Raw genomic sequence first — 4,229 nt, forward strand, 5'->3', positions numbered from 1 at the left:
TGCCGTCATATAGAATTAAGGTAGAAGAAATTGCTAAAGTATGGGGAGATGACCCAGTTGCTTTATCAAATGGATTAGTTGTTAATGAAAAATCCGTTCCTTCTGCTGATGAAGATACTGCAACTATTGCAGTAACCGCTGCTAGATATGCTCTAGCAAGAGCTCAGATTGATCCAAGTAAAATCGGTGCTATTTATGTTGGTTCCGAATCACATCCTTATGCGGTTAAACCAACAGCTTCCATTGTTGCAGAAGCTGTTTGTGCAACTCCAAAATTAACTGCTGCTGATTTAGAATTTGCATGTAAAGCAGGAACTGCGGGTATTCAAATGACCATGGGTCTTGTAAAATCTGGAATGATTGAATATGGTTTGGCTATTGGTGCTGATACTTCACAAGGTGCACCGGGTGATGCATTGGAATACACTGCATCCGCTGGTGGAGCAGCTTATGTGATTGGTAAAGAAAACACTATTGCAGATATTAACCATACATGCAGTTTCACAACTGACACTCCTGATTTCTACAGGAGGGAAGGTCAAAATTATCCTTCTCATGGAGGTCGTTTTACCGGAGAGCCAGCTTATTTCAAGCATGTTTTAAGCACAGCTAAAATGTTATTTGAAGAAACTGATTCCAAACCGGAAGATTATGATTATGCTTGTTTCCATCAGCCTAACGGTAAATTTTACTTAAGAGCAGGTAAAAAATTAGGTTTCACATCAGAACAAATAAAACAAGGTCTTTTAACTCCAAATATTGGAAATACCTATTCTGGTGCTGTACCTCTTGCATTATCCAATATTTTGGATGTTGCAAAACCTGGGGATAACATATTTGTTATTTCATACGGATCAGGTGCGGGAAGTGATGGATTCACTATTACTGTTAAAGATGAAATAGAGGAAAGAAGAGAATTAGCTCCAAAAACACAAGAAATAATTGATCAAAAAACCTACGTTGATTATGCTGTGTATGCTAAATTCAAAGGCAAAATTAAAATGTAAGGGGGCTTAAAATATGAGAGATGTTGCGATTATAGGAGTTTCACAAACAAAATTTGGTGAATTATGGGATTCATCATTTAGAGATTTAATTGCTGAAGCAGGTTTAAAAGCTATTGTTGACGCAGGTATTGATGGTAATGATATTGAAGCACTGTTTGTTGGAAACATGTCTTCAGGACTATTTGTAGAACAGGAACACATTGCAGCGCTTATTTCAGACCATGTTGGTCTTAATCCAATTCCTTCCACAAGAGTTGAAGCTGCTTGTGCATCAGGTGGACTTGCTTTAAGACAGGGAATCATGGCGGTTGCATCAGGTTTTCATGATGTGGTAATCTCTGCAGGTGTAGAAAAAATGACTGATGTTGTAGATGCTACTCCAGCTATTGCTACTGCATCAGATCAGGAATGGGAAGCACAGCAAGGAGCTACTTTCCCATCATTATATGCAATGATTGCAAAAAGACACATGTACGAATATGGTACTACCCGTGAACAGTTGGCACAGTTTTCTGTAGTAAACCACAAGAATGCATCTAAAAACCCTAATGCTCAATTCCCATTTGAAATTAGTGTTGATAAAGTATTGAACTCCACTATGGTGGCAGATCCGTTAACATTGCTTGACTGTTCTCCTGTCAGTGATGGAGCAGCAGCAGTTGTTATTGCACCTGCCGATATGGCTAAAAAGTTCACTGATACTCCGATTTATGTAAAAGCTTCTGCACAGGCTTCTGGAACTTTAACTTTACATGATAGAAAAGACATTACTACTATTGAATCCACTAAAGTTGCATCCAGAAAAGCTTATGATATGGCAGGAGTCACTGTTAAGGATATTGATGTTACTGAAGTGCATGACTGTTTCTCAATCAACGGACTTTTAGCAGTTGAAGACCTCGGATTTGCTGAGAAAGGTAAAGGTGGAATAGCTATCGAAGAAGGTCAGACTGAAATTGATGGTGATTTCCCAATCAACTCATCAGGTGGTCTTAAAGCACGTGGACACCCGTTAGGTGCTACAGGTATTGCTCAGGCTGCTGAAATCGTATGGCAACTTAGAGGTGAAGCTGGTGGACGCCAAGTGGACGGTGCGGAAATCGGTATGACTCATAACATCGGTGGTACCGGAGGTACTGCAGCAGTACACATTTTCGGAAGAGATTTATAATCTCTTTTACTTTTTCTTTTTTTCATGATACTTAATACTGGTTCAAGAACTGATATTCCGGCTTTTTTTCACAAATGGTTCTTAAACAGAGTGCATGAAGGTTTTGTTTACTCAAGAAATCCTTATAATGGTCAGATTTATAAGTATACTTTTTCTGCGAAAAACGTTGACTGCATGTGCTTCTGCTCAAAAAATCCCAAACCGTTGGTAAAACACTTGGATGAACTGTCTGATTATAAGCAGTACTGGTTTTTGACAATAAATCCATATGAAAGAGATGTTGAAGTCAATGTTCCTAACTATAAAAATGTTATTAAGACATTTAAGGAAATCTCTGAAAATGTGGAAACAAATGCCATTGCATGGAGACATGACCCTATTTTCATAACTGATAAATATGACTTGAATTTCCACATTGACAAATTTGAAGAAATATCTTCACTGTTGGCGGGTTACACTCATGACTGCACAATCAGTTTCATTGATTTGTATCAGAAGGTTTTAAGGAATTTTCCTGAAGCTGGAGAGGTTACAACTGAAGAACAGATAATAATTGGTGAAAATTTTGCAGAAATTGCTCGTGAAAATGATATTCAGATTAAAACATGTCTGGAAGGCACACTCCTTGACCAGTTCGGCTGTGACTCGTCAGGTTGCATGACTCAGCAGGTGATTGAAAAAGCTATTGAGAATAATTTAAAATTACCTAAAGGAAAATACAAGAGTCGTGAATGCAATTGTATATTTGGAAGGGATATTGGAGCATATAATACGTGTATGCATGGATGCAGATACTGCTATGCCAACAGCAACATGAAGCTGGTCAAAAGGAACCAAAAGTTGCATAATCCGGATTCGCCATTGCTGATTGGTGATGTTAAGGAAAGTGATGTTGTAAAAGAGGTCAATGAACCCAGTTATATTGATTTACAGCAAAAATTATTTTAAACTGATACATTTGGACTGTCACTTTTGTGTTTTTTATCATTTGTGCAGTTGGGGAATATTTATTTTTTTTTTGAGTGTTGATATTAAAATGGGTATGTCACCACTGTGGACACATAAAACAAGAGTTAAAAGTCAAAACACGCAAATGGAAATGCACAAACTGCGGAAAAACACATGATAGAGACATAAACGCCGCAATTAATATACTAAATCGCTGGTTCAACGGGGATGGCCTGAAAAAACATTTAAATTAACCAATCAAATGAAAAAATTCAGGAATCCCCACCCTCTTTAAGGGTGGGGTGGTTCAAATAGATAAAAATATAAATAGATAAAATATATACTAATAATTGTTATTATAACTATTGTTATATTAACGTTTTAGGGAGCCCTTTTAATATATACCCTTCAAGCAATTCAGAAATAGGAGAACAAAAAAATGGTAGAAAAAGGAACAAAAGTACTAAAAGAAGGTTTCGCAAAAATGACAAAAGGCGGAGTCATTATGGACGTAGTGAATGCAGAACAGGCTTCAATTGCAGAAGATGCAGGGGCGGTGGCAGTAATGGCACTTGAGAAGGTACCTGCAGACATTCGTGCAGCTGGGGGAGTGGCCAGAATGGCTGATCCAACAATTGTTGAAGAGGTGGTTGATGCAGTATCCATCCCTGTAATGGCAAAGGCAAGAATAGGCCATATTGCAGAAGCGCAAATATTGGAAACCCTAGGAGTTGACATGATTGATGAAAGTGAAGTGTTGACACCTGCAGATGAAGAATATCACATTAACAAAAAGGAATTTACAATACCATTCGTATGTGGTGCACGTAACCTTGGTGAAGCACTAAGGAGAATTGACGAAGGTGCAGCTATGATTCGTACCAAAGGAGAACCTGGAACAGGAAACATTGTAGAAGCAGTTCGCCACATGAGAATGGTGATGGGAGAAATCAGAACAATACATGGAATGGAGGAAGAGGAACTCTGGAAATATGCGCGAAACATCGAAGCTCCAATTGAACTTGTAAAGCAAACTGCAGAATTGGGCAAATTACCTGTTGTCAACTTTGCTGCAGGAGGAATTGCAACACCTGCTGACGCAT

The 4,229-nt window shown here is 38.3% G+C and carries 5 protein-coding genes; all 5 read left to right on the top strand.

Annotated features, from left to right (window positions below; genetic code table 11):
* A partial coding sequence (locus Q0P94_RS10330; protein WP_295116328.1) for a hydroxymethylglutaryl-CoA synthase occupies positions 1-1,007 on the top strand: 1,007 nt, incomplete at its 5' end.
* A 13-nt stretch (positions 1,008-1,020) separates the two neighbouring features.
* Positions 1,021-2,178, top strand: a complete 1,158-nt coding sequence (locus Q0P94_RS10335; RefSeq protein ID WP_295116331.1) for a thiolase domain-containing protein — start codon at positions 1,021-1,023, stop codon at positions 2,176-2,178.
* A gap of 24 nt (positions 2,179-2,202) precedes the next feature.
* Entirely contained in the window at positions 2,203-3,126 is a 924-nt protein-coding gene (locus Q0P94_RS10340) for a DUF1848 domain-containing protein (protein WP_295116334.1), read from the top strand.
* A gap of 74 nt (positions 3,127-3,200) precedes the next feature.
* Complete coding sequence (locus Q0P94_RS10345) at positions 3,201-3,380, top strand: zinc ribbon domain-containing protein (RefSeq protein ID WP_295116338.1); 180 nt, start codon at positions 3,201-3,203, stop codon at positions 3,378-3,380.
* 185 nt (positions 3,381-3,565) lie between these two features.
* Positions 3,566-4,229 (top strand): pyridoxal 5'-phosphate synthase lyase subunit PdxS (gene pdxS / locus Q0P94_RS10350; RefSeq protein ID WP_295116341.1); only part of this gene is annotated, 664 nt, incomplete at its 3' end.

Origin of the sequence: uncultured Methanobrevibacter sp., from assembly GCF_946184425.1 — an archaeon.
Lineage (GTDB): Archaea > Methanobacteriota > Methanobacteria > Methanobacteriales > Methanobacteriaceae > Methanocatella.